This is a genomic window from Stenotrophomonas sp. YJH_SMC_123 (assembly GCF_059368215.1).
On sequence record NZ_JCAFRM010000002.1, the window covers coordinates 473,722 to 500,680 of the forward strand.

General features: G+C 66.7%; 24 protein-coding genes. 14 read left to right on the forward strand and 10 right to left on the reverse strand.

The window, feature by feature from the left end:
* The 6 genes from AC5P5W_RS07200 to ccmA are packed head-to-tail and all read right to left on the reverse strand — an operon-like array spanning window position 1 to window position 4,924.
* Window positions 1-1,920, reverse strand: a complete 1,920-nt coding sequence (locus AC5P5W_RS07200; protein ID WP_197574606.1) for a heme lyase CcmF/NrfE family subunit — start codon at window positions 1,918-1,920, stop codon at window positions 1-3.
* Complete coding sequence (gene ccmE / locus AC5P5W_RS07205; protein WP_014647764.1) at window positions 1,921-2,382, reverse strand: cytochrome c maturation protein CcmE; 462 nt, start codon at window positions 2,380-2,382, stop codon at window positions 1,921-1,923.
* On the reverse strand, window positions 2,379-2,567 hold the full coding sequence (ccmD, locus tag AC5P5W_RS07210; protein WP_197574607.1) for a heme exporter protein CcmD: 189 nt from the start codon (window positions 2,565-2,567) through the stop codon (window positions 2,379-2,381). Before ccmD ends, ccmE begins: the two co-directional genes overlap by 4 nt.
* Window positions 2,564-3,334 (reverse strand): heme ABC transporter permease CcmC, encoded by a 771-nt coding sequence (gene ccmC, locus AC5P5W_RS07215; protein WP_032960090.1) that lies wholly within the window; start codon window positions 3,332-3,334, stop codon window positions 2,564-2,566. The genes ccmD and ccmC overlap by 4 nt, the downstream gene beginning before the upstream one ends.
* A gap of 43 nt (window positions 3,335-3,377) precedes the next feature.
* Complete coding sequence (gene ccmB / locus AC5P5W_RS07220; RefSeq protein WP_014647762.1) at window positions 3,378-4,073, reverse strand: heme exporter protein CcmB; 696 nt, start codon at window positions 4,071-4,073, stop codon at window positions 3,378-3,380.
* Window positions 4,070-4,924 (reverse strand): heme ABC exporter ATP-binding protein CcmA, encoded by an 855-nt coding sequence (gene ccmA / locus AC5P5W_RS07225; RefSeq protein WP_414612122.1) that lies wholly within the window; start codon window positions 4,922-4,924, stop codon window positions 4,070-4,072. The genes ccmB and ccmA overlap by 4 nt, the downstream gene beginning before the upstream one ends.
* On the opposite strand from ccmA, the gene AC5P5W_RS07230 reads away from it, so the two are divergent.
* From AC5P5W_RS07230 to AC5P5W_RS07245, 4 genes are all read left to right on the forward strand, one after another.
* Entirely contained in the window at window positions 4,878-6,026 is a 1,149-nt protein-coding gene (locus AC5P5W_RS07230) for a pyridoxal phosphate-dependent aminotransferase (protein WP_495220998.1), read from the forward strand. The genes ccmA and AC5P5W_RS07230 overlap by 47 nt on opposite strands.
* A complete protein-coding gene (locus AC5P5W_RS07235) occupies window positions 6,026-6,643 on the forward strand; it encodes a DUF4304 domain-containing protein (RefSeq protein WP_111187908.1) in 618 nt (205 codons plus the stop codon). Before AC5P5W_RS07230 ends, AC5P5W_RS07235 begins: the two co-directional genes overlap by 1 nt.
* 64 nt (window positions 6,644-6,707) lie before the next feature.
* The gene (locus AC5P5W_RS07240) at window positions 6,708-7,514 is read left to right on the forward strand and encodes an amidohydrolase (protein WP_111187907.1); all 807 of its coding nucleotides are present in this window, start codon (window positions 6,708-6,710) and stop codon (window positions 7,512-7,514) included.
* A gap of 111 nt (window positions 7,515-7,625) precedes the next feature.
* Window positions 7,626-8,060 (forward strand): hypothetical protein, encoded by a 435-nt coding sequence (locus AC5P5W_RS07245; RefSeq protein ID WP_014037831.1) that lies wholly within the window; start codon window positions 7,626-7,628, stop codon window positions 8,058-8,060.
* Here AC5P5W_RS07245 and AC5P5W_RS07250 read toward each other — a convergent pair.
* Window positions 8,047-9,177, reverse strand: coding sequence for an MFS transporter (locus tag AC5P5W_RS07250; protein ID WP_197574608.1), 1,131 nt, complete (start codon window positions 9,175-9,177; stop codon window positions 8,047-8,049). The genes AC5P5W_RS07245 and AC5P5W_RS07250 overlap by 14 nt on opposite strands.
* A gap of 90 nt (window positions 9,178-9,267) precedes the next feature.
* On the opposite strand from AC5P5W_RS07250, the gene AC5P5W_RS07255 reads away from it, so the two are divergent.
* Entirely contained in the window at window positions 9,268-10,056 is a 789-nt protein-coding gene (locus tag AC5P5W_RS07255) for an AraC family transcriptional regulator (RefSeq protein WP_197574609.1), read from the forward strand.
* 115 nt (window positions 10,057-10,171) lie between these two features.
* On the opposite strand, the gene AC5P5W_RS07260 is transcribed toward AC5P5W_RS07255, so the two are convergent.
* From AC5P5W_RS07260 to AC5P5W_RS07270, 3 genes are read right to left on the reverse strand one after another with little or no spacing between them, the layout of a single operon-like run.
* On the reverse strand, window positions 10,172-11,809 hold the full coding sequence (locus tag AC5P5W_RS07260; protein ID WP_197574610.1) for a pseudouridine synthase: 1,638 nt from the start codon (window positions 11,807-11,809) through the stop codon (window positions 10,172-10,174).
* Window positions 11,802-12,677 (reverse strand): SMC-Scp complex subunit ScpB, encoded by an 876-nt coding sequence (gene scpB, locus AC5P5W_RS07265; RefSeq protein WP_053495349.1) that lies wholly within the window; start codon window positions 12,675-12,677, stop codon window positions 11,802-11,804. The genes AC5P5W_RS07260 and scpB overlap by 8 nt, the downstream gene beginning before the upstream one ends.
* Window positions 12,678-12,690: 13 nt before the next feature.
* The gene (locus AC5P5W_RS07270) at window positions 12,691-13,599 is read right to left on the reverse strand and encodes a segregation and condensation protein A (RefSeq protein ID WP_014647754.1); all 909 of its coding nucleotides are present in this window, start codon (window positions 13,597-13,599) and stop codon (window positions 12,691-12,693) included.
* A gap of 375 nt (window positions 13,600-13,974) precedes the next feature.
* Here AC5P5W_RS07270 and AC5P5W_RS07275 point away from each other — a divergent pair, with 375 nt between their 5' ends.
* From AC5P5W_RS07275 to AC5P5W_RS07315, 9 genes are all read left to right on the forward strand, one after another.
* The gene (locus AC5P5W_RS07275; RefSeq protein ID WP_197574617.1) at window positions 13,975-14,274 is read left to right on the forward strand and encodes a YciI family protein; all 300 of its coding nucleotides are present in this window, start codon (window positions 13,975-13,977) and stop codon (window positions 14,272-14,274) included.
* Window positions 14,271-14,546 (forward strand): BolA family protein, encoded by a 276-nt coding sequence (locus tag AC5P5W_RS07280; RefSeq protein ID WP_014647753.1) that lies wholly within the window; start codon window positions 14,271-14,273, stop codon window positions 14,544-14,546. Before AC5P5W_RS07275 ends, AC5P5W_RS07280 begins: the two co-directional genes overlap by 4 nt.
* Before the next feature lie 148 nt (window positions 14,547-14,694).
* Window positions 14,695-15,732, forward strand: a complete 1,038-nt coding sequence (locus tag AC5P5W_RS07285; RefSeq protein ID WP_014647752.1) for a LacI family DNA-binding transcriptional regulator — start codon at window positions 14,695-14,697, stop codon at window positions 15,730-15,732.
* Window positions 15,733-15,809: 77 nt separating this feature from the next.
* The gene (locus AC5P5W_RS07290; RefSeq protein ID WP_495220999.1) at window positions 15,810-18,890 is read left to right on the forward strand and encodes a TonB-dependent receptor; all 3,081 of its coding nucleotides are present in this window, start codon (window positions 15,810-15,812) and stop codon (window positions 18,888-18,890) included.
* Between the two features lie 243 nt (window positions 18,891-19,133).
* Window positions 19,134-20,738 (forward strand): glucoamylase family protein, encoded by a 1,605-nt coding sequence (locus tag AC5P5W_RS07295; RefSeq protein ID WP_014647750.1) that lies wholly within the window; start codon window positions 19,134-19,136, stop codon window positions 20,736-20,738.
* A 4-nt stretch (window positions 20,739-20,742) separates the two neighbouring features.
* Window positions 20,743-22,083 (forward strand): sugar ABC transporter substrate-binding protein, encoded by a 1,341-nt coding sequence (locus AC5P5W_RS07300; RefSeq protein WP_014647749.1) that lies wholly within the window; start codon window positions 20,743-20,745, stop codon window positions 22,081-22,083.
* Complete coding sequence (locus AC5P5W_RS07305; protein ID WP_005410323.1) at window positions 22,080-22,961, forward strand: carbohydrate ABC transporter permease; 882 nt, start codon at window positions 22,080-22,082, stop codon at window positions 22,959-22,961. Before AC5P5W_RS07300 ends, AC5P5W_RS07305 begins: the two co-directional genes overlap by 4 nt.
* A complete protein-coding gene (locus AC5P5W_RS07310; protein WP_197574611.1) occupies window positions 22,958-23,794 on the forward strand; it encodes an ABC transporter permease subunit in 837 nt (278 codons plus the stop codon). The genes AC5P5W_RS07305 and AC5P5W_RS07310 overlap by 4 nt, the downstream gene beginning before the upstream one ends.
* Entirely contained in the window at window positions 23,791-26,958 is a 3,168-nt protein-coding gene (locus AC5P5W_RS07315) for a discoidin domain-containing protein (protein ID WP_495221000.1), read from the forward strand. The genes AC5P5W_RS07310 and AC5P5W_RS07315 overlap by 4 nt, the downstream gene beginning before the upstream one ends.
* Window position 26,959: the final 1 nt, after the last annotated feature.

Genomic DNA, 26,959 nt, shown 5'->3' on the forward strand with positions numbered 1-26,959 from the left:
CTACGGACGACGGAAACGGCGATCGGCGGCGGTGATGAATCCGCCCAGGGCCATCAACAGCGCGCCCAGCCAGATCCAGCGCACGTAGGGCTTGATGTGCACCCGGACCGCCCATGCATTGTTGCCCAGCGGCTCGCCCAATGCCACGTAGACGTCACCATTGAAGCGTGCATCGATGCCGGCCTCGGTCATCACCTGGCCGCCGCTGGCGTACTGGCGCTTCTCCGGGTGCAGCAGGGCCAGCTCGCGGCCGTCGCGGAACACGCGCAGGTGGCCGCGGTCGGCGATGAAGTTGGGGCCTTCGCGATGGTCCACGCCTACGAAGCGCACTTCGTGGCGACCGACCACCAGCTGCTGGCCCGGTGCCAGCGCCACTTCGCGCTGCACGTTCAGCGCCTCCACCAGCAGCGCGCCGGCCACGAACACGGCAATGCCGGCGTGGGCGACGATCATGCCGAGCATTTCGGCGGTGAAGCGACCATTGCCGCGCAGGCGCTGCCAGACGAAGCGTGCGGTGCCGAGCGCGACCCAGGCCGCAGCGGCCACGCCGATGCCGGCCTTCCACCCGTTCTGCGGCGCCTGCCACCAGGCCAGCGCGCCCAGCAGCAGCGCCAGGCCCAGCCACGGTGCCAGCAGCGCGAAGGCGCGCGAGGGCTGGTCACGCTGCCATTTCACCAGCGGGCCGAACGGCAGCAGCAGGATCATCGGCGCCATCAGCAGCAGGAACAGGCTGCCGAAGTAGGGCGGGCCGACCGAGATCTTGCCCAGCGACAGCGCATCGGCCAGCAGCGGGTACAGCGTGCCGAGCAGTACCATCGCGCAGGCGGTGGCCAGCAGCAGGTTGTTGGCCAGCAGCAGGGTCTCGCGCGAGGTGGCGGTGAAGCCACGGCGTGGGTCCTCGGCGTCCACGCTCAGCTGGCTGGCACGCAGCGCGTACAGCAGCAGGCTGCCACCGACCAGCACCGACAGGAACACCAGGATGAACAAGCCGCGCGAGGGATCGGCGGCGAACGAATGCACGCTGGTCAGCACGCCGGAGCGCACCAGGAACGTGCCCAGCAGCGACAGCGCGAAGGCGGCGATCGCCAGCAGCAGGGTCCAGCTGCCGAAGGTGCCGCGCTTTTCAGTGACGGCCTGCGAATGGATCAATGCCGCACCGACCAGCCACGGCATGAAGCTGGCGTTCTCCACCGGGTCCCAGAACCACCAGCCGCCCCAGCCCAGCTCGTAATAGGCCCACCAGCTGCCCAGCGCGATGCCCAGGGTCAGGAAGCCCCAGGCGACGTTGGTCCATGGCCGCGTCCAGCGCAGCCAGCGTGCGTCCACGCGGCCTTCCAGCAGTGCGGCAACCGCGAAGGCGAACGGCACCGCGAAGCCGACATAGCCCAGGTACAGCATGGGCGGATGGATGATCAGCCCCGGGTCCTGCAGCAGCGGATTGAGGTCGCGGCCTTCCAGCGGTGCCGGGTTCAGGCGCAGGAACGGGTTGGAGGTGAAGATCAGGAAGGCGAGGAAGCCGACGCTGACCACGCCCATCACCGCCAGCACGCGCGCCTGCACCGGTGCCGGCAAGTGCCGCGAGAACAGCGCCACCGCGCCGGTCCACAGCGCCAGCACCAGCGCCCACATCAGCAGCGAGCCCTCGTGCGCGCCCCAGACCGCCGAGTAGCGGTAGACCATCGGCAGCAGCGAATTGGAGTTCTCGGCCACGTAGCGCACCGAGAAGTCCTGCTGCACGAACGCGGCGGTCAGTACCGCGAACGCGCCGGCGACCAGCAGCAGCTGCGCGAACGCGGCAGGTCGTGCCACCGCCATCCACGCCGTATTGTTGCGCTGCGCACCGACCAGCGGCAGGCCGGCCTGCAGCAGCGAGGCCAGCAACGCGCACAGCAGCAGGATCTGACCCAGTTCGGGCAGCACTCAGCGCACCTCGGGTGCCGTCACCGGCACGTCGTGCTTGCGATGGGCGTCGCCCATCTTGTCGGCCACTTCCTTCGGCACGTACTTCTCATCGTGCTTGGCTAGCACCTCGTCGGCGACGAAGGTGCCGTCCTGCAGGCGGCCGCTGGCGACCACCGCCGTGCCTTCGGCGAACATGTCCGGCAGGATCCGCGACGTGGTCACCGCCAGCTGCGCGTCGCCGTCGGTCACCTCGAAGCGCGCCTCCAGCGAGCCGACCGGTCGGTTGAAGGAACCTTTCACCACCATGCCACCGAGGCGGAAGCGCGACTGTGCATCGACATCGCCGCGCAGCACTTCCGAGGGCGTGTACAGGTAGGCGATGTTGCGCTCCAGTGCCATCGCCACCAGTGCGGTGGCCAGGCCGGAGGCGAGCAGGGCCAGCAGCACCCACACCAGGCGGCGGCGCTGTACCGGGGTCATCGTTCCAGCTCCGTCGACAACGGCGTCGCTGCGTCCTGCCTGCCGGCGCGGGTCTGCTGGCGCTGCTGGCGGGCCAGTGCCAGCCGGCGCGCCATGCGCAGGCGCAGCCACGAACCGATGGCATCGGCGCCGAGCACCAGCACGAACACCGCGTAGGCACCGATCACATAGGGCAGGTGGGTCATGGCTGGGCCTCCCGGGCCGGGCGTCCGGCATCGACGCGGCCGCCGACCCAGGCCTTGCCGGCCTCGCGGTCGAGATTGTCGGCGCGGGCCTTGGCCAGCACCGAACCGGCGAACCAGAACTTGGTGCCGATCACCATCCACCACAGCGGCGCGATCATCGCGCTGCTGATCGCCGATTCACCGAATACGTTGATCGACTGGCGCTGGTGCAGGCCGCCCCACCAGTCCACCGAGTAGCGGATCACCGGCAGCAGGCTGACACCGACAATGGCCAGCAGGCCAGCGGCGCGCGCGGCGCTGCGGCGGTCCTCGATGGCGTGGTACAGGCCGATCACGCCCAGGTACAGGAACAGCAGTACCAGTTCGCTGGTCATGCGCGGGTCCCAGTCCCACCAGGTGCCCCAGGTGCCCTTGCCCCAGATGCTGCCGGTCAACAGGGTGATCAGGGTGAAGCCGGCGCCCATCGGCGCGCAGGCCATGGCCAGGATCTCGCAGACCTTGATCCGCCAGACCAGTGCGATGGCCGCATACAGCGCCATCAGCGCGAAGACGAACAGGCTCATCCAGGCACTGGGTACGTGGATGTAGAGGATGCGGAAGCTATCCAGCTGCTTGGCTTCCGGTGGCACCACCAGCAGCGCCTGCCACATGCCGACCAGCAGCACCGGCACCGCCGCGAGGTAGAACACCCGCGACCAGCGGGCAGCGAAACGGTCGAACGTGGGGGGCGAACCGAGTTGGTGGAACCAGCGGACAATCGGATTCATGCGTGGCGGCTATCCAGCAGGGGTGGATTGGCTCTCAGCTCGGTCAACTCAGAGAAATACGTATTGCAGCGGCAGTGGCCAGCGGCGCCAGCACCAGCGCGACCAGCAGGCCGGCGCCCAGCATCAGCAGCGCACCGACCGGATCCTGTCCGCGTCCGGCTGCCGCCAGGCTGCCTGCGCCGAACACCAGCACCGGCACGTACAGCGGCAACGACAGCAGCGCCACGAGAATACCAGAGCGTCGGATGCCTACGGTCAGCGCGGCGACCACGCCACCGATCAGGCTCAGCAACGGCGTGCCCAGCAGCAACGATGCCAGCAACATCGGCAGCTGGTCATGCGGCAGATGCAGCATTTCGGCCAGCAGCGGGCTGACCACGATCAGCGGCAGCGCAGTGGTGGCCCAATGCAGCAGCACGCGCACCAGCACCAGCCAGGCCAGCGGCACCGGCGCCAGCAGCCATTGTTCCAGCGAGCCATCCTCTGCGTCGGAACGGAACAGCGAATCCAGCGACAGCTGTCCGGCCAGCAGCACGGCCAGCCACAGCACTGCACCGGCGGTGGCGGCCAACAGCTGTGGTTCGCGGCCCTGGGCCAGGGCGAACAGCACCACTACCAGCACCGCGAACAGCAGCGGTTGCAGCGCATCGCCGCGGCGGCGCCAGAGCAGGCGCAGGTCGCGCCTGAGCAGGGCGCCTGCGGTCTGCCACAGGCCCGGTTCGGTGCCCGGCGCGATCACGCGGCACCGCCGAGGTCGAGCTGGCGGGTGCGCACCGGCGGTGCGGCATAGGCACCGTGGGTGGTGACCAGCGCAGCGCCACCGGCGCGCAGGTGCGCCGAGATCATCCGGTTGACCAGGGTGATGCCCTCCAGGTCGAGGTTGGCATAGGGTTCGTCCAGCAGCCACAACGGTGCCGGCGACAGCCAGATGCGCGCCAGTGCCAGCCGCCGCTTCTGTCCGGCCGACAGATGCCGTACCAGGGTGTCCTCATAACCGGCCAGGCCGACGATGGCCAGCGCGTTGCCGGGCATCTGCCGCGCACGCCGTCCGTGCAGGCCGCACAGGAAATGCAGGTTTTCCAGCGTGCCGAGGTCCGGTTTCAGCGCTGGCAGGTGGCTGAGGTAGGCGACATAGCGCGCGCGCTCGGCATTGCTGGCCGGCTTGCCGTCGATCCGCACCTGGCCGGCACCGGGCCGGGCCAGGCCGGCCAGCACGCGCAGCAGGGTGGTCTTGCCGGCGCCATTGCCGCCCTGCACCAGCAGGGCTTCGCCGGCGTCCACATGGAAGTCCAGCGGGCCGAACACCGGCTCGTCATTGCGGGAGAAGCTCAGGCCGCTGGCAGCCAGCAATGCAGGGGTGTTCAAGGGGCAAAGGTCTTCATGCCGGAGTGCGGCGGCAATTGTAGCGGTGAATGCCGATGGCAGTGCCGGCCGCTGGCCAGCAATTTCGCTATCTGCCAGCCGAGGTTGCCGGCCGGCGGCCGGCACTACCGACGCGCGGATTGCGTAAACTCGCAGGTCTGTTCCCCCACAGCCCAGGCCGATGCAACCCACCACCAAGCTGCCCAAGGTCGGTACCACGATCTTCACTGTGATGTCCCAGCTCGCCGCCGAACACGGCGCGGTCAACCTGGGCCAGGGTTTCCCGGACTTTTCGGCGCCGCAGCGCCTGATCGACGAGACCGCCAGGGCGATGGCCGCCGGGCTGAACCAGTACCCGCCGATGACCGGCGTGGCGCCGCTGCGCCAGGCCATCGCACAGAAGGTGCTGGACTGCTACGGCGCGCAGGTCGATGCGGACAGCGAGATCACCGTCACCAGCGGTGGCACCGAGGCCATCTTCAACGCCATCCACGCCGTGGTGCGTGCCGGCGAGGAAGTGATCGTGCTGGACCCGGCGTATGACTGCTACGAACCGGCGATCGACCTGGCCGGTGCCAGGGCCGTACATGTGTCGCTCGATCCGCAGACGTTCGCGGTCAATTGGGACCGCGTGCGCGCAGCGATCACCCCGCGCACCCGCATGCTGATCGTCAACACCCCGCACAATCCGTCCGGTGCGATGCTGTCGGCGCAGGACATGCAGGCGCTGGCCGAACTGCTGCGCGGCACGCAGATCTACCTGATCTCCGATGAGGTGTACGAACACATCATCTACGACGGCCGTCGCCATGAATCGGCGCTGCGCTACCCGGAACTGCGCGAGCGCGCGTTCGTCATCTCCAGCTTCGGCAAGACCTACCACTGCACCGGCTGGAAGATCGGCTATGCGATCGCCCCGCCGGCGCTGACCGCCGAGTTCCGCAAGGTGCACCAGTACAACACCTTCACCAGCTTCGGCCCGGCGCAGCATGGCTTCGCCGCGATGATCCGCGACGAACCCGAACACCACCTGGAACTGGGCGCGTTCTACCAGGCCAAGCGCGACCGCTTCCGTGAGCAGCTGGCCGGTACCCGCCTGAAGGCGCTGCCGGTGCCGGGCGGCTACTTCCAGCTGGTCGACTATTCGGCGATCAGCGACCTGCCGGACCATGAGTTCGTGAAGTGGCTGACCATCGAGAAGGGCGTCACCGCCATTCCGCTGTCGCCGTTCTATGAGACTCCGCCGGCCGGCCAGCGCCTGGTGCGCCTGTGCTTTGCCAAGAACGAAGCGACCATGGACGCGGCGATCGAACGCCTGCGCCTGCTGTGATGTCAGTGGGGCCGGGTTCGGATCGGAAGAGATTCTTCGAGCTGCTTGAGTCGGAGTTCTTTCCGCGTCTGCTGCAGGAGGGATTCGTTCGCAAAGGGCTGACCTTCCGCAGGATTCGCACTCCGCTGATTCATGTAGTCGAATGTCAGGCCGGTTCCAGCGGGCAGTGGTGCTATTTGGAGATGGGGGCGCATCTGGATTTCTTGCCTCAGCACGGTGGCGGTGAGTATTCGCCAGCGACGATTGACGAATCCGGCTGTGTTTTCAGAGAGCGGCTTGCCGGGGACGGTGCAAGTACAGGCGGTGGCTGGGTCTATGGGGCTTCTGAGCAGGAGAGCACCACCTCAGTGAAAGCGCTTTGTTCCGCATGGGAGAGCGCCGGTAGCCACTTTTTCGCGGCTCACCAGGCTTTCCCGGACGACTATCAGGTCATGTTGGACGGGGCAAATCTTGAGCGAGCTCGGGCCATTGAGCTGCTCACCCTCGCGCGTGTGGCGGCCAATCTGCGGCGTAAGGAGCAGGCGTTGGCGCTGGCTCACTTGGGGTTGGAGCGGGCAGCTCCGGCTGCAAGCTCGCTCAGGGCGCAGTTGCGCCGGTTCATCGAAAGCGAAGGGTGATGTCGAATTCCATGATCGCGTCATTGCCACCTACTGCTTCTTCAACATCAGTGAATCCATGACAATGAATGACCTGCGCATTTCCCTCGTCCAGGGCGACACCCGCTGGCATGACCCGGCCGGCAACCGCGCCTACTACGGTGCGTTGCTGGCACCACTGGCGGGCAGCACCGACCTGGTGATCCTGCCGGAGACCTTCACCAGTGGCTTCTCCAACGACGCCATCGCCCAGGCCGAAGGCATGGACGGGCCGACCGTGGCCTGGGTGCGCGAACAGGCCAAGGTCTTGAACGCGGCAGTGATCGGCAGCGTGCAGCTGCGCGAGGGCAACGGCGTCTACAACCGCCTGCTGTTCGCAACGCCAGAGGGCGGCCTGCAGTACTACGACAAGCGGCACCTGTTCCGTTACGGCGGTGAGCACGAGCGCTATGCCGCCGGCCGTGAGCGCCTGAGCGTGGAATGGAAGGGCTGGCGGATCAATCCGCAGGTCTGCTACGACCTGCGCTTCCCGGTGTTCTGCCGCAACCGCTACAACGTCGAACGCCCGCAGCAGCTGGATTTCGACCTGCAGATCTTCGTCGCCAACTGGCCGTCGGCGCGCGCCTATGCATGGAAGACCCTGCTGCGTGCGCGTGCGATCGAGAACCTGTGCTTCGTGGCGGCGGTGAACCGCGTCGGCGTGGACGGCAACCAGCTGCACTACGCCGGCGACAGCGCGGTGATCGACTTCCTCGGCCAGCCGCAGGTGGAGATCCGCGAACGCGAACAGGTGGTGACCACCACCATTTCGGCCGAAGCACTGGCTGCACATCGCGCGCGTTTCCCGGCGATGCTCGATGCTGATGCCTTCCACCTGGACGAGCAGGCCTGAAACAGCACGACGGCGGCTGAATGCCTGCCACGCAGCGCGCGCGCCTGCATCCAGCGTGCACGCGCGCGCTGCTAGATTCGCCGGCAGTCCGACCGAACTGGAAGTCCTGCCATGAACAAGCCCTTCGCCCTGCTGCTGGCCCTGTCCGCTGCCACGCTGGCCCCGGCCGCGCACGCCGCCGGCAACCTCGATTGCCAGCTGCGCTACAACCTGTCCGGCTGGTCACTGATCTACAAGACCGCTTCCGGCAACGGCACGGTCAGCTGCAGCAACGGCACCAGCCTGCCGGTGCGTATCGAAGTGAAGGGCGGCGGCCTGACCGTGGGCAAGTCGAAGATCACCAATGGCCGTGGCAGCTTCACCGGCGCCGTCAGCGTCAACGAGCTGCTGGGCACCTACGCCTCGGTTGGCGCGCATGCGGGTGCCGTGAAGTCCAGCAACGCGCAGGTGATGACCAAGGGCGACATCTCGCTGGCCCTGTCCGGCACCGGCAAGGGCTGGGATCTGGGCGTGGACGGCGCCGCCTTCACCATCAGCCGGCGCTGAGCCGTGCCGGCCGCTGCAGCCACAGGGCAAGCAGGCCGCACACGATGAGTGTCGGCGCCAGCAGTTGCAGTGCGCCGACCACGGCCATCGCCACGCCGATCAACAGGTAGTAGAGCAGGCCGAACAGGGCGCCGGCGCTGCCCAGGCAGTGCGGGTATCCGCGCAGGGCCTGGCCCAGCACATTGGGAATGGCCAGGCCGAACCCGGCCACCACCGGTACCATCGCCGCGACCAGTGCCGGCTGATTGTGCAGCAAGGCAGCCAACAGCCCACCGGCCAGCACCAGCCCTGCGGCGAGCCGGATGCGCGTGGCAGAGGCAACGCCTGCGCGCAGCAGGCGAGCATTGCCCCATGCACCCAGCGCCGAGCCGAGCGCCAGCAGCGCGCCGCTGGCACCGAACCAAGCCAGCGGCCAGTGCAGGCGTTCGAACACGAACGGGCCCAGCGCGTACCAGCTGTACATCGCCACGTTGAACGCCATCACCAGCAGCGCCCGTGACCACATCCAGCGATCACGCAGCAGTTGCCACAACAGTGGCAGCATGGGAGTGTGCGCGACTTCCGCAGGGCGGCTCTCTCGCAGGCCCGTTGCGCATCCGAGCATCAGCAGGCTGACCATCAGCAGCAGGCCGGCCTGGACGCCGGCATAGCCATGGCTGTCCACCAGCAGCACACCCAGTGCCAGCCCGATCGCCGGGCTCAAGGCCAGCGCCATGCCGATCCACGAGAACGCCTGCGCCAACGCCGGACCCTTCAGGTGATCGCGCAGTACGGTCTGGGTTACCACCGAGGCCGCCGCCGCACCCAGTGCGGCCAGTGCCTGCGCCAGCAGGACCTGGCCGAACGTGCTGGCCAGCAGGCCGCCGCAGGCGGCCAGTACGAACACGGCCAGGCCGCAGAGCAGGGCAGGGCGACGACCGACATGGTCGGCCAGCCGCCCCCATAGCAGGACACCGGCGGCAAAACCGAACAGGTACAGGCTCATGGCCTGGCTGGCGGCGCCGGGGGGCAGTGCGAAGCGCCCGGCGAGGTCGGCCAGGGCCGGGCTGTACAGGGTCTGCGCCAACTGGGGGAACATCAGCAGCGCGATGGTGAGCAACAACAGGCGACGCGACATGCGGGTGCTCCGCAAACAGGGCCGCGTATTGTGGTGGCCGGCGTAGTGGCGCACTCTGTCGGTCCGGCCAGGAAATGGATGAAATCGGACATGGCGTGGCTGCAACCGGATGCGCACTTCGATGCGGATGCCTGGAGCGCACCGGTGCTGGGCATCGCGTCGTCGCTGGCCGATCATGATTCGGGTTGGCACCAGCACGCGCGCGCGCAGTTGCTGTACACCCGGCGGGGCTGCACGCGGCTGACCTTCGGCGACCGCATCAGCCTGCTGCCGCCCTCGCGCGCGGCATGGATTCCCGGCGGCCTGCGCCATCGCGCACAGATGCGCCAGGCCGTGGACTACCGCTCGCTGTATTTCGATGCCACGTTGTCGGCACGGCTGCCGCAGCAGCCGGCGATCATCGGCGTCGGTCCCCTGCTGCAGGCATTGCTGGAACCGATCGCGCAGGCGCCGTTCGACCATGACTGGCGGGCGCCACGCGCGCACCATCAATTGGCGTTGTGCGTGCTGGAGATCGCCGCCGCACCGATGGCGCCGATGGACCTGCCGCTGCCACGCGATCCACGCATCGCGCGCTGCCTGCCGCCGGCCGAGCAGCTGCCGCCTGAACTGGGTGAGCTCGCTGCGCGTGCGGGCCTGAGCATGCGCACGGTCGGCCGGTTGATGCAACGCGACACCGGCATGGGCTACCAGGCCTGGCGCCAGCAATGGCGCCTGATGCGCGCCATGGAGCTGCTGCTGCTTGGCCATCGCATCGGGCACGTTGCGCAGGACACTGGTTTTTCCGCCGAGAGTCCGTTCATCGCCTTTTTCCGCAGCATGACCGGCACCACGCCCGCCGCTTTCCAGCGCCACGCAAAAGGGGACGGAGGGGATTAAGTCGCTTTCGCCCTTCGACGCACGGCGTGGCGAAAACGACTTAATCCCCTCCGTCCCCTTTTCAAAGAAAAACCCCGGCCGGAGCCGGGGTTCTGCATTTCAACGTGGCTGCCGATCAGCCGCCGCGCGGGCCGCTGCGGCGCGGGCCGCCGGGACCGCGGTTGCCACCGGGGCCGCCCGGGCCTCGGTTGCCACCCGGACCACCGGGACCACGGTTACCACCCGGGCCACGGTTGTTGCCACCGCCCGGACCGCGACCGCCCGGACGGGCGCCGTGTGCCGGCTTCGGGCTGCCATACGGGTTGAAGCCCGGGGTGGCGTGGTCGGACGGGAAGCTCGGGGCGTTGCCCGGATGGCCGTACGGGTGCTTGTTGCCCTGGCCCGGCGAGCGGTTGCCGCCACCGGCCGGACGACCCTGGCCGCCTGCGCCGCCACGGCCTTCGCCGCCGAAACCGCCACGGCCCTGGCCGCCACCGGCGCCTGCGCCCGGGCCCTTCGGCTTGCCGTACGGACGGCCCTGGCCGCCTGCACCCGGACCACGGGCACCGGGGCCGCGTGCGCCCGGGCCGGCGTTGCGATGGCCGCTCGGGCCGGTGCTCACGCCATCCGGCACGTACCAGGTGCGGAACGCGGCCGGATTGCCTTCCGGCAGCGAACGATCATTCTTCGGCGCACGCTGCTTGAACGGCTTCTGCGACTGCTTGGCTGCCGCTTCACCGCTGACCGTCAGGCCGCCCTTGAAGCCGCCACCCTTGCCGCCGCGACCACGGCCGCGGTCTTCGCGGACGTTGTCGAAACGACGCAGCTCGCGGCCTTCGTCGGCGGTGTTGTGGCCGTTGACGTAGGCGTTGCCACGGCCACCTTCGCGCACGCGCACGGTGGTCTTGGCCGCGCGGCGCTGGCCGATCACCGGCTGCAGCGTCAGTGCCGACGGTGCGCCTTCTTCCAGCTTCAGCTGGGCGCGCAGGGCTTCAACCTGCGTGGTGCCCAGTTCCACCGAATGGCCACGGGCCAGTTCGCGCGGCAGGCTCACCTTGCCATAGCGGGTGCGCTTCAGGCGGCTGACCTGGCAGCCCTGCGACTCCCACAGCCGGCGCACTTCGCGGTTGCGGCCTTCCTTCACCACGACGCGGAACCAGTCGTGCGAATCGGTGCCGCCGATGCGTTCGATCTCATCGAACTTGGCCGGGCCGTCTTCCAGCGCGACGCCACGGGTGAGGCGGTCGACGATGGCGTCAGAGACCTTTTCCTCGCCTTCCGGCGCACGCACGCGCACCACGTACTCGCGCTCGACCTCGAACGACGGGTGCATCATGGCGTTGGCCAGCTCACCGTCGGTGGTGGCCAGCAGCAGGCCGGTGGTGTTGATGTCCAGGCGGCCGATGGCGATCCAGCGCGCGCCCTTCAGCGGCGGCAGCGACTCGAACACGGTCGGGCGGCCTTCCGGATCATCGCGGGTGGTCACTTCGCCTTCCGGCTTGTTGTAGACCAGCACGCGCGACGGCTCGGCCAGGGCGGTGGCGACGAAGCCGCGGCCATCCAGTTCGATCTTGTCGCCGCTCTTGACCGACATGCCGGTCTGCGCGACTTCACCGTTGACCTTGACCAGGCCTTCGGCGATGCGCTGTTCCAGCGCGCGGCGCGAGCCGAGGCCGGCCTGGGCGAGCACCTTGTGCAGGCGTTCTTCCAGCTTGAACTGTTCGGAGGTGGCTTCGCGCTTCAGCGAGAGCTTGTTACGGGGGGTGTCACTCATCAGTTTTGCTCCGGCCGACGGTTTCGAGGTCGGCCTCTGGTTCGGAATCGGCTTGGTCAACAGCCACGGTCGTCATCGCGACGGCGTTGTCTTCGCGTTCGTTCAGGGGCACCGCGCGCTCGCCCGGCGCGGAATCGGGGTGCCCATCATCGAGGGGCGAAGGTGCTTGCTCATCGGTGGCCGACGCAGGGGCTGCATCGGCGGAATCGGGGGTGTCACTGCCGGCCAGGCCGGCATCATCGTTCGCGGCAGCGCCATCGGCGCCGGCCGAGATGTCCGGACCCTCGGCACCGGCGACGGCCGGCGCATCGCGGTCCAGGGCAAGCTGCGGTTCCAGCTCGCCCAGGTCCTTCAGCTCCGACAGCGGCGGCAGTTCGTCCAGCCGCTTCAGCCCGAAGTAGTCCAGGAAGCCCTTGGTGGTGCCGAACAGCGCCGGTTTGCCGGGCACGTCGCGGTGGCCGACCACGCGGATCCACTCGCGTTCTTCCAGCGCCTGGATGATGTTGCTGCTGACCGCCACGCCGCGCACCTGTTCGATCTCGCCGCGGGTGATCGGTTGCCGGTAGGCGATCAGCGCCAGGGTTTCCAGGGTGGCACGGGTGTAGCGGGTCTTGCGTTCGGTCCACAGCCGGCTGATCCAGCCATGCACTTCGCCGGTGACCTGGTAGCGGAAGCCGGAGGCGACCTCGACCAGTTCCACGCCGCGGCCTTCGCAGGCCTCGCGCAGGCGTTCCAGCGCACGTTCGATGCTGCCCGGCGGTGCCGGTTCCTCTTCCGGGAACAGGTCCTTCAGCTGGGCCAGGGTGAGCGGCTGGCTGGAAGCCAGCAGGGCACCCTCGACAATGCGGTTGATCAGCGATTGATCCATCGGCAGTCAGCGCTCACTCGTCTGCATTGGCGTCGTCGTCGTTGTCGTCGAACTCGCTGCTGAACTGCAGCGGGGCATTGGTGTTGCCGGCCGCCAGCGACTTCACGTAGATCGGCGCCAGCGGTTCTTCCTGGACGATGTCCAGCAGCTGTTCCTTGGCCAGCTCCAGCACCGCCAGGAACGTGACCAGCACGCCCAGCTTGCCTTCTTCGGCGGTGAACAGCCCTTCAAAACGATAGAACTTGCCATCTTCCAGGCGTCCCAGCACTTCGCCCATGCGTTGCCGCACGCTCAGTGCCTCACGCTTGATGGCGTGGCCGCTGAACAGCTCGGCACGCTTGAGCACGTCGTGCAGGGCCAGCAGCATTTCCTTCAGGTCCACCGGCGGCGGCAGCTTCACCGTGGCACGTTCGGGCATGAAGGCATGTGCCACGGTGGTATCGCGGTCCTGGCGGGGCAGGGCGTCGATGTTCTCGGCGGCCTGCTTGAAGCGTTCGTACTCCTGCAGCCGGCGCACCAGTTCGGCGCGCGGGTCGGCTTCATCGCCTTCCTCGCTGACCGGGCGCGGCAGCAGCATCCGCGACTTCACCTCGGCCAGGATCGCGGCCATCACCAGGTATTCGGCCGCCAGCTCGAAGCGCAGCTCGCGCATCACGGTGATGTACTCCACGTACTGCCGGGTGATCTCGGCAACGGGAATGTCCAGTACATCCAGGTTCTGGCGGCGGATCAGGTACAGCAGCAGGTCCAGCGGGCCTTCAAAGGCATCCAGGATGACTTCCAGCGCGTCCGGCGGGATGTACAGGTCCTGCGGAATCTGCAGGACCGGTTGCCCATGCACCACGGCCAGCGGCATTTCCTGCTGCTGGGGGGCGGGCGGCCGGGTTGGCGGGTTCGCGTCGAGCGCGAGTTCGGAAGTCATCTAATGGAGATCAGGATTGCAACGGACCAGTCGCGGCACCGGGTTCGCCGGGCCAACGCCACGGAGCCCCAAGGCGCCAGACACGCCGGGATCGGCGCGATTCCACACATATCAAACAGCGGGACGCGCCGCGGTAAACGGCAGCGACAGAACTACGGGGAGGTCGTCTACGTGGCCCGGCCGGGTGGTCCGGTTTGAAGCAGCGGGACGGTCGTCGGGGGCTGCGTTGGCCGCAAAAACCGACGGGCCGCTGCATCCAGCCACGTGCAATGGAGTCTAGGGTAAGCCTTTGCCGCGCCAGTGTCCAGCCGGACCGGGGCGGGGGCTGCATTGGCTAGAATCTGCGGACCCGACAACGCAAGCGAGGAAATGCCGGTGTGGTATGTGATCGAAGGGTATGACGGCCAGGATGTGCTGGCGCAGCGGCTGCAGGCGCGGCCGGAACACCTGGCGCGGCTGCACGCGCTGCGCGACGAGGGACGCCTGCTGCTGGCCGGCCCGTGCCCGGCGGTGGACAGTGAAGACCCGGGCCCGGCCGGTTTCAGCGGCTCGGTGGTGATCGCGCAGTTCGAGTCGTTGCCGCAGGCCCAGGCCTGGGCCGATGCCGACCCGTACGTGGCTGCCGGCGTCTACACCCGCGTGCATGTACGCCCGTTCCGCAAGGTCCTGCCGTGAACGCGGAACGGATCGAGCGGATCCGTGATGCGCTGCAGCAGGCGCTGGCACCCAGCGTGCTCGAGATCGAGGATGACAGCCATCGCCATGCCGGCCATGCCGGCGCGCGCGACGGGCGCGGCCATTTCAACGTTCATGTGGTGAGTGAACGCTTCGCCGGACTGGCTCCGTTGGCCCGGCATCGCGCGGTCTATGCCGCGCTGGGGTCGATGATGGACACCGATATCCACGCGCTGTCCATCCGCGCACATACCCCGTCAGAACAGGGCTGAGCCCTTGTCCCGCACTGTCCTGGCGGGTCCGCAAGGGCCTGGCCACGGACAGGTTTTCATGTCCATTTCGGGACATTCGCCTAACGGACTGTTTACAAGCCCAGATGGAAACGCTTACATTCCGCGCCAATGCTGGTAGGTCCAAGCCGTGGAGGGCGGCTTCGTGAACAAGGCAGCTATCACAATCAAAGACGTCGCACGCGAAGCCCGGGTCTCCGTGGCCACGGTTTCCCGCGCGCTCAACGGGCATGAAAATGTCGCCGAACCGGTCCGCCAGCTTGTGCTGGAGGTGGCCGCACGGCTGCGTTACACCCCGCATGCCGCCGCCCGCAGCCTGAGCAGCCGCCGCACCAATACGGTGGGCGTGGTGCTGCCTGACCTGTACGGCGAATTCTTCTCCGAACTGATGCGCGGCATCGACGGCGTGGCCCGCAACCGCCGCCAGCACCTGCTGGTGTCCAGCTACCATGGCGACCAGGAACAGCAGGGCGCCGCCCTGCGTGCCATGCGCGGCCGCGTCGACGGCCTGCTGGTGCTCTCGCCCTATGCCGAGAGCCCGGGCTTCCTGACCGACAACCTGCCGCAGTCGCTGCCGACGGTGTTGATCAACACCTATCTGCCCGGGCAGGACCATCCGGTGCTCAGCATCGACGACCACGCCGGTGCGATGGCGATGACCCGCCACCTGCTGGACGCCGGCCACCGCCGCATTGCCTTCATTTCTGGCCCGGACCTCAACTTCGACGCGCGCGAGCGCCTGCGCGGCTTCCGTGACGCGCTGGTGGCGTTTGGCAGTGGCGCCGAAGGCATCGAGCTGCCCGGTGATTTCGACGAAGCTTCCGGCCATCGCGCCGGTCAGGAGTTGCTGGCAGCCGGAGCGCTGCCCGATGCCGTGTTCGCCGCCAACGACATGATGGCCCTGGGCTGCCTGTATGCGTTCACGCAGGCTGGTGTCCGTGTGCCGGCCGATGTTGCCCTGGCAGGTTTCGATGACATTCCACTGGCGCGTTTCGTCCACCCGTCGCTGACCACCATGCAGGTCAGCATCGCCGAGCTCGGCGACCGGGCCATGACGCGTCTGATGCAGTTGATGGACGGCACCTCCACGGATGGGACAGGGGACAAGCAGACCCTGGTTCCCCGCTTGATAGTTCGCGATTCCACCACTCCGCCATCCGGCCATTGAAGCCAGAGGCGTTCCTTCTTTTTTTGACTGATCGCAGGGACCGCGCAAGCGGTTACCGCCACCCGGAGATTGAGTTGATGATGCATACCACCTTCCGCATGCCGGCGCGCCGGCTGCTGAGCACCGCACTGGTCAGCTGCCTGATGCTGGCCGCCGCCCCCAACGTCATGGCGCAGTCGGCCAACGCCAGCCTGCGCGGCCAGGTTGCCGGCGCCCAGGCAGGTACCGAAGTGACCGCCACCAACGTGGCTACCGGTACCGTCCGCCGTGGCACCATCCGCGCCGACGGCAGCTACTCGCTGATGGGCCTGGACCCGGGTACCTATGACGTGGTCGCCAACGGCCAGACCCAGAAGGTCACCGTCACCGTGGCCTCGACCGCGACGCTGAACTTTGCCGGTGCCGCCAGCAGCACCCCCGGTTCGACCGCGGCCACCAACCTGGACACCGTCAACGTCGTCGCGCCGACCCTGCTGCAGGAAGTGCGCACCTCCGAAGTCGGCAAGACCGTCAGCCTGCAGCAGATCCAGACCACCCCGCAGGTGTCGCGCAACTTCCTGGAGTTCGCCGACGCGGTGCCGGGCATGATCTTCACCCGTGACGCCAAGGGCAACACCTCGCTGCGCGGCGGTGCGACCAACGCCGACGGCACCAACGTGTACATTGACGGTGTGGGCCAGAAGAGCTACGTCAAGGGCGGCGGCGTGGCCGGCCAGTCCGGCAGCGCAGGCAACCCGTTCCCGCAGCTCGCCATCGGTGAATACAAGGTCATCAGCGGCAACTACAAGGCCGAGTACGGCCAGGTGTCCAGCGCCGCGATCACCGCTGCGACCAAGTCGGGTACAAACGAGTTCAAGGGCGAGACCTTCTATCGTTACACCAACGACAGTATGCGTGCGATGACCCCGGCCGAACGCCAGCCGGGAAAGAGCAAGGAAGAATCGGCGGAGAAGGAATACGGCTTCGCGCTGGGCGGTCCGATCATCAAGGACAAGGCCCACTTCTTCGTGACCTACGAAGCCAAGCGTTTCGATCTGCCAGTGACCATCGCCCCGAATGGCGCGGTCACCAGTGCTGCATCGCAGCTGCCGGCGGCGGCCGCCGCCGGCCTGGGCCCGGCCAGCCAGCCGTTCAAGCAGGACCTGATCTTCGCCAAGATCGACGTCGAGCCGACCGACAACGACCGCATCGAGTTCACAGTCCAGGATCGTGACGAGAATCAGCAGCAGTTCAGTGACCAGACCTCCAAGGAGCATGGCAAGGTCACTGACAACACAGACCGTCGTTTCGCGCTGCGCTGGAATCACAGCGGTGAGCGCTTCTACAACGAGCTGATGGTCACCCACGAGAAGTCGTTCAACAACCCGCTGCCGCTGACCCTGGGCAACGGCTACGTGTACACCGCGGCGGACGGCCGTGACATTGACGGCAACACCCCGCAGGAACGCACCATTGTGGAAATCGGTGGTGCCAGCGCCTTCGCCTCGCAGGTGAAGGGCCAGAAGGGCTGGTCGATCGAAGACAACCTGACCCTGGACGGCTTGGAGTGGGCTGGCGACCACACCATCAAGATGGGCGCCAAGTACAAGAAGATCAATCTGTACGCCTCCGACGCGCAGCAGATCAACCCGCAGTTCTACTACACCGTGGGCAACCCGGAATTTGGCATTGATACGCCGTACAAGGCGCAGTTCACCAAGCCGATTACTGGTGTCAGTGGCGTGTTGCCGGAAGTACGCTCGAAGACCACGCAGATTGGCTTGTTCATTCAGGACGATTGGCAGGTCAACGACCACCTGCAGTTGAACCTTGGCCTGCGTTGGGACTACGAGAAGAACCCGACCTACCTGGACTTCGTGACCCCGCCGGAAGTGGTCAGCGCGCTCAATGCGCAGGATCCGCATGGCCCGGCCGGGCAGAGCTACGCGCAGACGCTCGCGTTGAGCGGCCTGAACATCAACGACTACATCAGCAACGGCCACAACCGCAAGGCATTCAAGGATGCCTGGCAGCCGCGGCTGGGCTTCTCGTATGACATCAATGCCGACGAGCAGCATGTGATCCATGGTGGCGCCGGTCGTTCCTACGACCGTGATCTTTTCGACTACCTGGCGTTGGAAACCACCAAGCTGGCCCTGCCGCAGCCGACCGTGTACTTCCGCGACCCGCGCAGCGGAGCCTGCCTGTACGGGCAGAACCCGTGCTTCGATTGGAACCCGAACCTGCTCAATGGCATCGGCAACGTGCAGGCCCTGCTGGGCAGTACCAGCAACGAAGGCCTGGAAGTGGACCTGCTCAACAACAACTTGAAGGTGCCCTACGCGGACCAGTTCAGCCTGGGCATGAGCAACCAGATCGGGGAGTGGCTGACCGACGCCACCATCTCGCGCACGCTGACCTATGATGGCTTCGCCTACACCTTGGGCAATCGCTTCCGCAACGGCAACTTCTTCGACAACCAGATGCTGTGTGGTGCCGAAAAGCCAACCTACGGCCAACCGTGGGGTTGCAACATCCCCGGCTTCGGCAGCCTGATCATTGGCCAGCAGGGCATCAAGACCCGCGCTACCCAGATCCTCCTGTCGGCGCAGAAGCCGTACACCAAGGAAAGTGGCTGGGGTACCTCGATCGCCTATACCTGGACCACTGCGCGCCACAACCGCAACATCGACGAGCACTACTCGTTCGATCGCGGCACCATCGGCGAATACCCATACATCAAGTCCAACGGCGCGCCGCGCCACCGTCTGGTGGTCACGGGCTCCTACGATGGCTTCTGGGGCATCACCTTCGGTGGCAAGCTGACCTTGGCCACCCCGGTGGCGGGCAACGACTGGTCCTGCGTGGCACAGGCCGGCAACCCGAACTGCCTGCCGACCCCGGCCGCCGGCTACCCGGGGGGCAACGGCCGCTTCCTGCTCGGCGGCAAGATCTTCGGCTACCGGTCGCTTGACCTGCAGGCGACCAAGACCTTCAAGCTGGCCGGCGATACCGAGTTGTATGCGCGTATCGACATCATCAACGTGCTCAACTTCGACAACTTCTCCAACCTGAACTACGTGAAGAGCGACGGCAAGCTGCTGGTGAGCTACAACGAGACCGGCGACATCGTCGGTACGCCGCGCCAGGTCAAGGCCGAAGTGGGCTTCCGCTTCTAAGCCCGGGCGGTGATGCATGACCCGATGCCGCCGGCTCGCTGGCGGCATCGGTGAAAACGGCAATGGCCGGCCCCGTGCCGGTCCATTGCCCACGCCGCTGCCGGCCAGGGGGCAGCGGCGTGGGCAATGATCGCGGTGTCAGGCCACGTTTTTCGTGGTTTTTTAAGCACACACCTTGTAAACGATTTCAGATCATTGGACGGTATGCTTTCCCATCGATCAGACCACCGGAGGAACCGCGCCATGCAGGCACGCCATCTGTTGTCCGCCGCAGCGCTGAGCCTGGCCGTGGCCGCCTGCCAGCCGGCCCAGCAGGAACCTGCCAAACCGCGCCCGCCGGTGATCCTGATCGAGGCCGATGCACCGCCTCGGCCCATGAAGCCTGAGCTGCCGCCGCTGTTCGATGACATCGAGCGCCGCACCTTCCAGTTCTTCTGGGATACCACCAACGAGGTCAACGGGCTGACCCCGGACCGCTACCCGTCGCGGCCGTTCGCCAGCATCGCCTCGGTCGGCTTCGCGCTGACCGCCTATCCGATCGGCATCGAGAACGGCTGGGTCAGCCGCAACCAGGCGATCGACCGCACGCTGACCACGCTGAAGTTCTTCCGCGACGTGCCGATGGGCCCGCAGCGCACCGGCAAGGCCGGTTACAAGGGCTTCTACTACCACTTCCTGGACATGCAGGAAGGCCGTCGCTACGACAGCTGGGTCGAGCTGTCATCGGTGGATACCGCGCTGCTGATGATGGGCGTGCTGTTCGCGCAGTCGTACTACGACGGTGATGATCCGCGCGAGAAGGAAATCCGCCAGATCGCCGATACGTTGTACAAGAAGGTCGACTGGCCGTGGCTGCAGCAGCGTGCACCGCTGATCTCGATGGGCTGGTTCCCGGAGAGCGGTTTCATCGACCACGACTGGATGGGCTACAACGAGGCGATGATGGTGTACATCCTCGCCCTGGGCTCGCCGACGCACCCGGTCAGCCCGGACGCGTGGACGGTGTGGACGCGTACCTACGACAACGACTGGGGCGTCTACCAGGGCCAGGAATACCTGTCCTTCGGCCCGCTGTTCGGCCACCAGTACAGCCACGTCTGGATCGACTTCCGCGACATCCAGGACGCTTACATGCGCGAGCGCGGCAGCACCTATTTCCTCAACAGCCGGTCGGCCGCGCTGGCCCAGCGCGAATATGCCATCGCCAACCCGATGCAGTGGAAGGAGTATGGCGAGAACGTGTGGGGCCTGACCGCCAGCGATGGTCCGCAGAACACCACGCAGGAGTACCGCGGCGAGCAGCGCCAGTTCCGCCACTACTCCTCGCGCGGCGCCGGCCTGCGCGAGAACTTTGATGACGGCACCATCGCCCCGACCGCTGCGATCGCCTCGGTGGTGTTCGCCCCCGAGCAGGTGATCCCGGCCACGCTGGAGATGCACAAGCGCTTTGGCGACTACATCTATTCCAGCTACGGCTTCCTGGATTCGTTCAACCCCAGCTTCAACTACGACATCCCGATCAAGACCGGTCGTCTGGTTCCCGATCGCGGCTGGGTCGCCAGCGACTACATCGCCATCGACCAGGGCCCGATCCTGACCATGATCGCCAACTACCGCGATGACTTCGTCTGGGAAGTGATGAAGAAGAACCCGTACATCCGCAAGGGCCTGGAGCGGGCCGGGTTCAGCGGTGGCTGGCTGGCGCCGGAAGGGTCGTTCCAGCCGCTGGAACTGCAGAAAGACGAAAAGGCCGCGGCAGCACGCGCGGTGGGTATCGCCGAATCACGCGCGGCTGCCGCGCAGGAACAGAAGAACAATGCCAACCGCACCACAGGCCAGGGCAAGTAGCCCGATGCCGAACTGGATCGACCGCCTGCGCCGCTGGGCGCTGCCTGCCCTGGCCGCGTTGGCCGTGGCCGGCTGCGCCCGTACCGAACCGGGCACCACCACCGTGCGCTTCTGGGCGATGGGCCGCGAAGCCGAGGTGGTCAGCGAGCTGATCCACGAATTCGAGGCCGAAAACCCCGGCATCAAGGTGGATGTGCAGAACATCCCGTGGACCGCCGCGCATGAGAAGCTGCTGACCGCGTTCGCCGCCGACGGCCTGCCGGACGTGTGCCAGCTTGGCAACACCTGGGTGCCGGAGTTCGCCGAACTCGACGCGCTGACCCCGCTGCAGCCGTTCGTGCAGCGCTCCACCGTGGTCGACCCGAAGGACTACTTTCAGGGCATCTGGGATACCAACGTGATCCACGGCGGGCTGGTCGGCGTGCCGTGGTACGTCGATACGCGCCTGATCTACTACCGCAAGGACCTGCTGGCCAAGGCCGGCTACGACCACCCGCCGCGTACGTGGCAGGAATGGGAAGAGCAGATGGCGGCGATCAAGCGCATGCAGGGCCCGAGCCGCTACGCGGTGCTGATGCCGATCAACGAGTTCGAGCAGCAGCTGTCGCTGGCCTTGCAGCAGCCCGACCCGCTGCTGCGTGACGACGACACCCGGGGCAATTTCTCCAGCCCGGGGTTCCGCCGCACGCTGGGCTTCTACGCCAACATGTTCGAGCAGGGCTGGGCGCCGAAGATGTCCGAGACGCAGATCTCCAATGTCTGGGACGAATTCTTCCGCGGCTTCAACGTGTTCTACATCTCCGGCCCCTGGAACATCCGCGAGTTCAAGAAGCTGCAGCCGAAGGAACTGGAAGGGCAGTGGGGCACCGCCGCGCTGCCGGGGCCGGACGGTCCGGGCGCGGGCATCGCTGGTGGTACCAGCCTGGTGATCTTCCGCAAGTCGCAGCAGAAGGAGGCGTCCTGGAAGCTGATCGAATTCCTGTCGCGGCCGGAAATCCAGGCACGCTTCCATTCGATCATTGGCGACCTGCCGCCGCGCCGCAGTGCGTGGAACACGCCGTCGCTGGCCAATGACCCGCTGGCGGCCGCGTTCCGCGATCAGCTGGAGCGGGTCAGGCCGACGCCGAAGGTGCTCGAATGGGAGCGCATCGTGCAGGAAATGCGCATCGTCACCGAGAAGGTGGTGCGCGGTGGCCTGCCGCAGGACAAGGCCGTGGAAGAGCTGGACCAGCGCGTGGACAAGGTGCTGGCCAAGCGCCGCTGGATGCATGAACAACAACGCCTGCAGGAGCGCGCCCCGTCGCCGCAATCGAGCAGCGCCGTGGCCGCCGGGAGCGCGCAATGAAACGTACTTCGCTGGCCGGCTGGATCTTCGCCGGCCCCTCGCTGATCGTGCTGGGCGTGTTCTTCGGCCTGCCGGTCGCCTCGGCGCTTGCACTGAGCGTGACCGACTTCGACCTCTATGCACTGGCCGATAGCAGCAACCTGCGCTTCGTCGGCCTGGGCAACTACATCGACCTGCTGCAGACGCCGATGTTCTGGAAGTCGCTGTGGAACACCACCTACTTCGTGCTGATCGGCGTGCCGTTGTCGATCGGCGTGTCGCTGGGCGCGGCGATGCTGCTCAATGCACCGGCCGCGCGCTTCAAGGCCCTGTTCCGCACGGCCCTGTTCGCGCCGGTGGTGACCACGCTGGTGGCGGTGGCGGTGATCTGGCGCTACCTGTTCCATACCAGCTATGGCCTGGTGAACTACGGCCTGGGCCATCTGGGCATCAGCCCGATCGACTGGCTGGGTGATCCCAACTGGGCGATGCCGACCATCATGCTGTTCGCGGTGTGGAAGAACTTCGGCTACAACATGGTGATCTTCCTGGCCGGCCTGCAGGCGATCCCGCATGACCTGTACGAAGCGGCGCGCATCGATGGTGCCTCGCGCTGGAAGCAGTTCCTGCACATCACCCTGCCGATGCTCGGCCCGGTGCTGCTGGTGGTCGGGGTGATTACCGTGTCCGGCTACTTCCAGCTGTTCGCCGAACCCTACGTGATGACCCGCGGCGACCCACTGCAGAGCACCGTCAGCGTGCTGTATTTCATGTTCGAGGAAGGCTTCAAGTGGTGGAACCTGGGACGCGCCTCCGCCGTGGCGTTCCTGCTGTTCCTGATCATCCTGGCGGTGACCACCGTGATGCTGCGTTTCGGCCGCAAGAGGCAGTTGGTATGAGTCGTGAAATCGGCCAGTCGCGCTGGTACCCGTGGATGATCAATGGTGCGTTGCTGGTGCTGGCCCTGGTCAGCCTGGCACCGCTGCTGTGGATGGTCTCGGTCTCGTTCATGCCGCAGGGCGAGGCCAGCCATTTCCCGCCGCCGCTGCTGCCTTCGAGCATCACCACGTACAACTACCATGAACTGTTCGCGCGCACCGGCATGGGCGGCAACTTCGCCAACAGCCTGCTGGTGTCGCTGGGCATCACGATCGGCTCGCTGCTGCTCAACACCATGGCCGGTTACGCCTTCGCCAAGCTCAACTTCGTCGGCCGCGAGCGCCTGTTCCAGGTACTGATGGCGGCGCTGGTGATTCCAGCGCAGGTGGCGATGCTGCCGCTGTTCCTGCTGATGAAGCAGCTGGGGCTGGTCAACAGCTTCGGCGGCGTGATCGTGCCGGCGCTGGCCAGCGTGTTCGGCATCTTCCTGGTACGCCAGTACGCACGTTCGATCCCGGACGAACTGCTGGAAGCGGCGCGCATCGACGGGGCAGGGGAGCTGCGCATCTTCTTCCAGATCGTGCTGCCGATGCTCAAGCCGGTGCTGGTGACCCTGGCGATCTTCACCTTCATGGGCGCATGGAACGATTTCATGTGGCCGTTGATCGTGTTGACCGACCAGGAGCACTACACTTTGCCGGTGGCGCTGGCCACCCTCTCGCGCGAACACATCATGGACGTGGAAATGATGATGGCTGGCGCGGTGGTCACCGTGGTTCCGGTGCTGGCGCTGTTCCTGGTGCTGCAGCGGTACTACATCCAAGGTCTGTTGCTGGGGAGCGTCAAGGGATGAAGCGAGCGATCGCCGTTGGACTGGGACTGTTGTGGACCTCCCTGGCGATCGCCGCACCACCGGCACTGCCGGCGCCGAAGGTGCTGGACGACTTCGACGATATGGGCGCCTGGAAACTGGTGCTGTCCGACCAGGTCAGTGGTTCGCTGCGGCCGGTCAGCGGCGCCGGCGGCGGCCGTGCCCTGTGCCTGGACTATGATTTCCACAAGGTCTCCGGCTACGTCGGCATCCGCCGCGCGCTGAACATCGACTACCCGGTCAACTACCGTTTCGGCTTCCAGCTGCGTGGTGATTCGCCGGCCAACGACCTGCAGTTCAAGCTGATCGATGCCAGCGGCGACAACGTCTGGTGGGTCAACCGCCCGGGCTACAGCTTCCCCAAGGCGTGGACACCGGTCGAATACCGGCGTCGCCAGATCGACAAGGCGTGGGGGCCGTCGCCCGAGAAGGAGATGGCGCGCAGCGCCGCGGTCGAGTTCACGATCTACAGCAAGGTCGGTGGCCGCGGCACGGTGTGCTTCGACAAGCTGACCCTGCAGGGCCTGCCACCGCAGGATGATTCGGCACTGGTGCCATCGGTCATCGCCGATACCGCCACCGCGCTGCAGGACCGCATGATCGATGGCAAGGGCGATACGTTCTGGATCAGCGGCGGGGTCAAGCAGCAGACCATCAGCCTGGACCTGCACAAGAGCCGCGAGATCGGCGGTGCGGTGATCGACTGGCTGCCGAACCTGGAAGCCAATCGTTACACCGTGCGGACGTCCGAAGATGGCCGGGACTGGCGCACTGTGCGCGAGGTGACCGGCGGTGCGGGTGGCCGCGACTGGCTGGCGCTGCCGGACACCGACGCACGCTACGTGCGTTTCGATCTGCTCGATGGCCCGAACTGGCGCTATGGCATCCGTGACATCACGCTCAAGCCGCTGGCGTTCGCCGCCACGCCGAACGCCTTCCTGTCCTCGGTGGCGGCCGACCTGCCGCGCGGTTCGCTGCCGCGTGCGTATGTGGGCGAACAGCCGTACTGGACCCTGCTCGGCCTCGATGGCGGCCAGGAACAGGCGCTGATCAGCGAGGACGGTGCGCTGGAGCCGGCCAAGGGCAGCTTCAGCATCGAGCCGTTCATCCGCCTCGACGGCAAGCTGCTGGACTGGTCGAAGGTGGCCACTACCCAGTCGCTGCAGGACCACTATCTTCCGATCGCCAACGTCGACTGGGTGCACGAGAAGGCCGGCCTGGCGGTGACCAGCTTCGTGCAGGGCACGCCGGAGCGCGCGCAGTTGATCGGCCGCTATCGGCTGAGCAATCCGGACAAGGTGGCGCACGAGTACACCCTGGCGCTGGCGATCCGCCCCTGGCAGGTCAACCCGCCGACCCAGCTCCTCAACACCGTCGGCGGCTTCAGCCGCATCGATGCGCTGGACGTGGGCGAACAGCTGGTACGCATCAACGGCGAGCCGCGCATCTATCCACTGCAGGTGCCCGATGCCCGTTTCGCCAGCACGTTCGATGGCAAGCTCGATGCGATGCATCTTGCGTCCGGAAAGTATCCGGCCACTACGGCAGTGAAGGACAGTACCGGCATGGCGTCCGGTGCGCTGCTGTATACGATCAAGCTGGAACCCGGGCAGAGCCGCGAAGTGGCAGTGGTGCTGCCGCAGACCGGGAGCTGGGCGCCGCAGGCGCTGGACGTGGCCAAGGCGCAGGCGCAGGTGGCCGAACAGTGGCGGCACGCGCTGGGCGTGGTCTCGCTGCAGGTGCCGGCGGCAGGCCAGGCCCTGGTCGACACCCTGCGCACCGCCGTGGCGCACATGCTGATCTCCCGGGTCGGCCCGCGCCTGCAGCCGGGCACGCGCTCGTACGCGCGCAGCTGGATCCGCGACGGCGCGATGATTTCCGAAGGCCTGCTGCGCATGGGGCGCAGCGATGCCGTGCGTGACTACATCAACTGGTATGCGCCTTACCAGTTCGAGAACGGCAAGGTGCCGTGCTGTGTCGATGCGCGCGGCAGCGACCCGGTACCGGAGAACGACAGCCACGGTGAGCTGATCTACAGCATCGCCGAATATGGGCGCTATACCGGCGACAGCACCTTCGCCGAGCTGATGTGGCCGCACGTGCAGGGCGCCTACAGCTACATGGAGCAGCTGCGTGCCAGCGAGCGTACCGAAGAGAACCGTGCGCGCAATCCGGCGTTCTACGGGATGATGCCGGCCTCGATCAGCCACGAAGGCTATTCGGCCAAGCCGATGCATTCGTACTGGGATAATTTCTGGGCGTTGCGCGGCTACAAGGACGCAGCATCGCTGGCGGCCCAGCTGGGCAAGGTCGAAGCGATGCAGATCGCCGAGTCGCGTGACCAGTTCCGTGATGACCTGCAGGCGTCACTGCTGTCGGCGATGCAGCAGCACAACATCGACTACCTGCCGGGCTCGGCCGAGCTGGGCGATTTCGACGCGACCTCGACCACCATCGCGCTGGCGCCGGGCGGCGAGCAGGGCCGGCTGCCGCAGCAGGCGTTGGAGGCGACCTTCGAGCGCTACTGGAAGGAATTCGTGGCCCGCCGCGATGGCAAGCGCGAGTGGAAGGACTACACGCCGTACGAGTGGCGCAACGTGGCCGCCTTCGTTCGCCTGGGCTGGCGCGATCGCGCCTGGCAGGCGACCGAGTTCTTCTTCAAGGACCGTGCGCCGCAGGCCTGGAACCAGTGGGCCGAAGTGGTCTCGCGCACGCCGCGCAAGCCGTTCTTCGTCGGTGACCTGCCGCATGCCTGGGTCGCCTCGGACTTCGTGCGCTCGGCCCTGGACATGTTCGCCTACAGTCGTGACATGGACGATGCGCTGGTGTTGGCCGCCGGCATCCCGACGGCCTGGCTGCAGGGCGAGGGCATCGCCGTGCAGGGCCTTCGCACGCCGCAGGGCCAGCTCAATTACCGCCTGCAGCGCAGCGACAAGCAGCTGGTGCTGGAGGTGCAGCCGGGCCTGGTGCCACCGGTCGGTGGCGTGGTGTTGCCGTGGCCGTACGCCGGTGATCCGGGCGAGGCGACCATCAACGGCGAAGCGGCCGAATGGATCAACAAGGAACTGCACGTGCACCAGCTGCCGGCACGGGTCGAGATCGATGTACCGGGCGCGGTGCGCCGCGCCGAGCGCAAGGGGCAGTAAC

Coding starts and splice junctions, on each gene's coding strand:
- AC5P5W_RS07245 (WP_014037831.1), top strand. CDS start 7,626: ATGAACAAGCCCTTCGCCCTGCTGCTGGCCCTGTCCGCTGCCACGCTG.
- AC5P5W_RS07315 (WP_495221000.1), top strand. CDS start 23,791: ATGAAGCGAGCGATCGCCGTTGGACTGGGACTGTTGTGGACCTCCCTG.
- AC5P5W_RS07260 (WP_197574610.1), bottom strand. CDS start 11,809: ATGAGTGACACCCCCCGTAACAAGCTCTCGCTGAAGCGCGAAGCCACC.
- AC5P5W_RS07305 (WP_005410323.1), top strand. CDS start 22,080: ATGAAACGTACTTCGCTGGCCGGCTGGATCTTCGCCGGCCCCTCGCTG.
- AC5P5W_RS07310 (WP_197574611.1), top strand. CDS start 22,958: ATGAGTCGTGAAATCGGCCAGTCGCGCTGGTACCCGTGGATGATCAAT.
- AC5P5W_RS07230 (WP_495220998.1), top strand. CDS start 4,878: ATGCAACCCACCACCAAGCTGCCCAAGGTCGGTACCACGATCTTCACT.
- ccmD (WP_197574607.1), bottom strand. CDS start 2,567: ATGACCCACCTGCCCTATGTGATCGGTGCCTACGCGGTGTTCGTGCTG.
- AC5P5W_RS07270 (WP_014647754.1), bottom strand. CDS start 13,599: ATGACTTCCGAACTCGCGCTCGACGCGAACCCGCCAACCCGGCCGCCC.
- AC5P5W_RS07240 (WP_111187907.1), top strand. CDS start 6,708: ATGAATGACCTGCGCATTTCCCTCGTCCAGGGCGACACCCGCTGGCAT.
- AC5P5W_RS07300 (WP_014647749.1), top strand. CDS start 20,743: ATGCCGAACTGGATCGACCGCCTGCGCCGCTGGGCGCTGCCTGCCCTG.
- AC5P5W_RS07295 (WP_014647750.1), top strand. CDS start 19,134: ATGCAGGCACGCCATCTGTTGTCCGCCGCAGCGCTGAGCCTGGCCGTG.
- AC5P5W_RS07290 (WP_495220999.1), top strand. CDS start 15,810: ATGATGCATACCACCTTCCGCATGCCGGCGCGCCGGCTGCTGAGCACC.
- AC5P5W_RS07255 (WP_197574609.1), top strand. CDS start 9,268: ATGGCGTGGCTGCAACCGGATGCGCACTTCGATGCGGATGCCTGGAGC.
- AC5P5W_RS07250 (WP_197574608.1), bottom strand. CDS start 9,177: ATGTCGCGTCGCCTGTTGTTGCTCACCATCGCGCTGCTGATGTTCCCC.
- ccmC (WP_032960090.1), bottom strand. CDS start 3,334: ATGAATCCGATTGTCCGCTGGTTCCACCAACTCGGTTCGCCCCCCACG.
- AC5P5W_RS07235 (WP_111187908.1), top strand. CDS start 6,026: ATGTCAGTGGGGCCGGGTTCGGATCGGAAGAGATTCTTCGAGCTGCTT.
- ccmE (WP_014647764.1), bottom strand. CDS start 2,382: ATGACCCCGGTACAGCGCCGCCGCCTGGTGTGGGTGCTGCTGGCCCTG.
- scpB (WP_053495349.1), bottom strand. CDS start 12,677: ATGGATCAATCGCTGATCAACCGCATTGTCGAGGGTGCCCTGCTGGCT.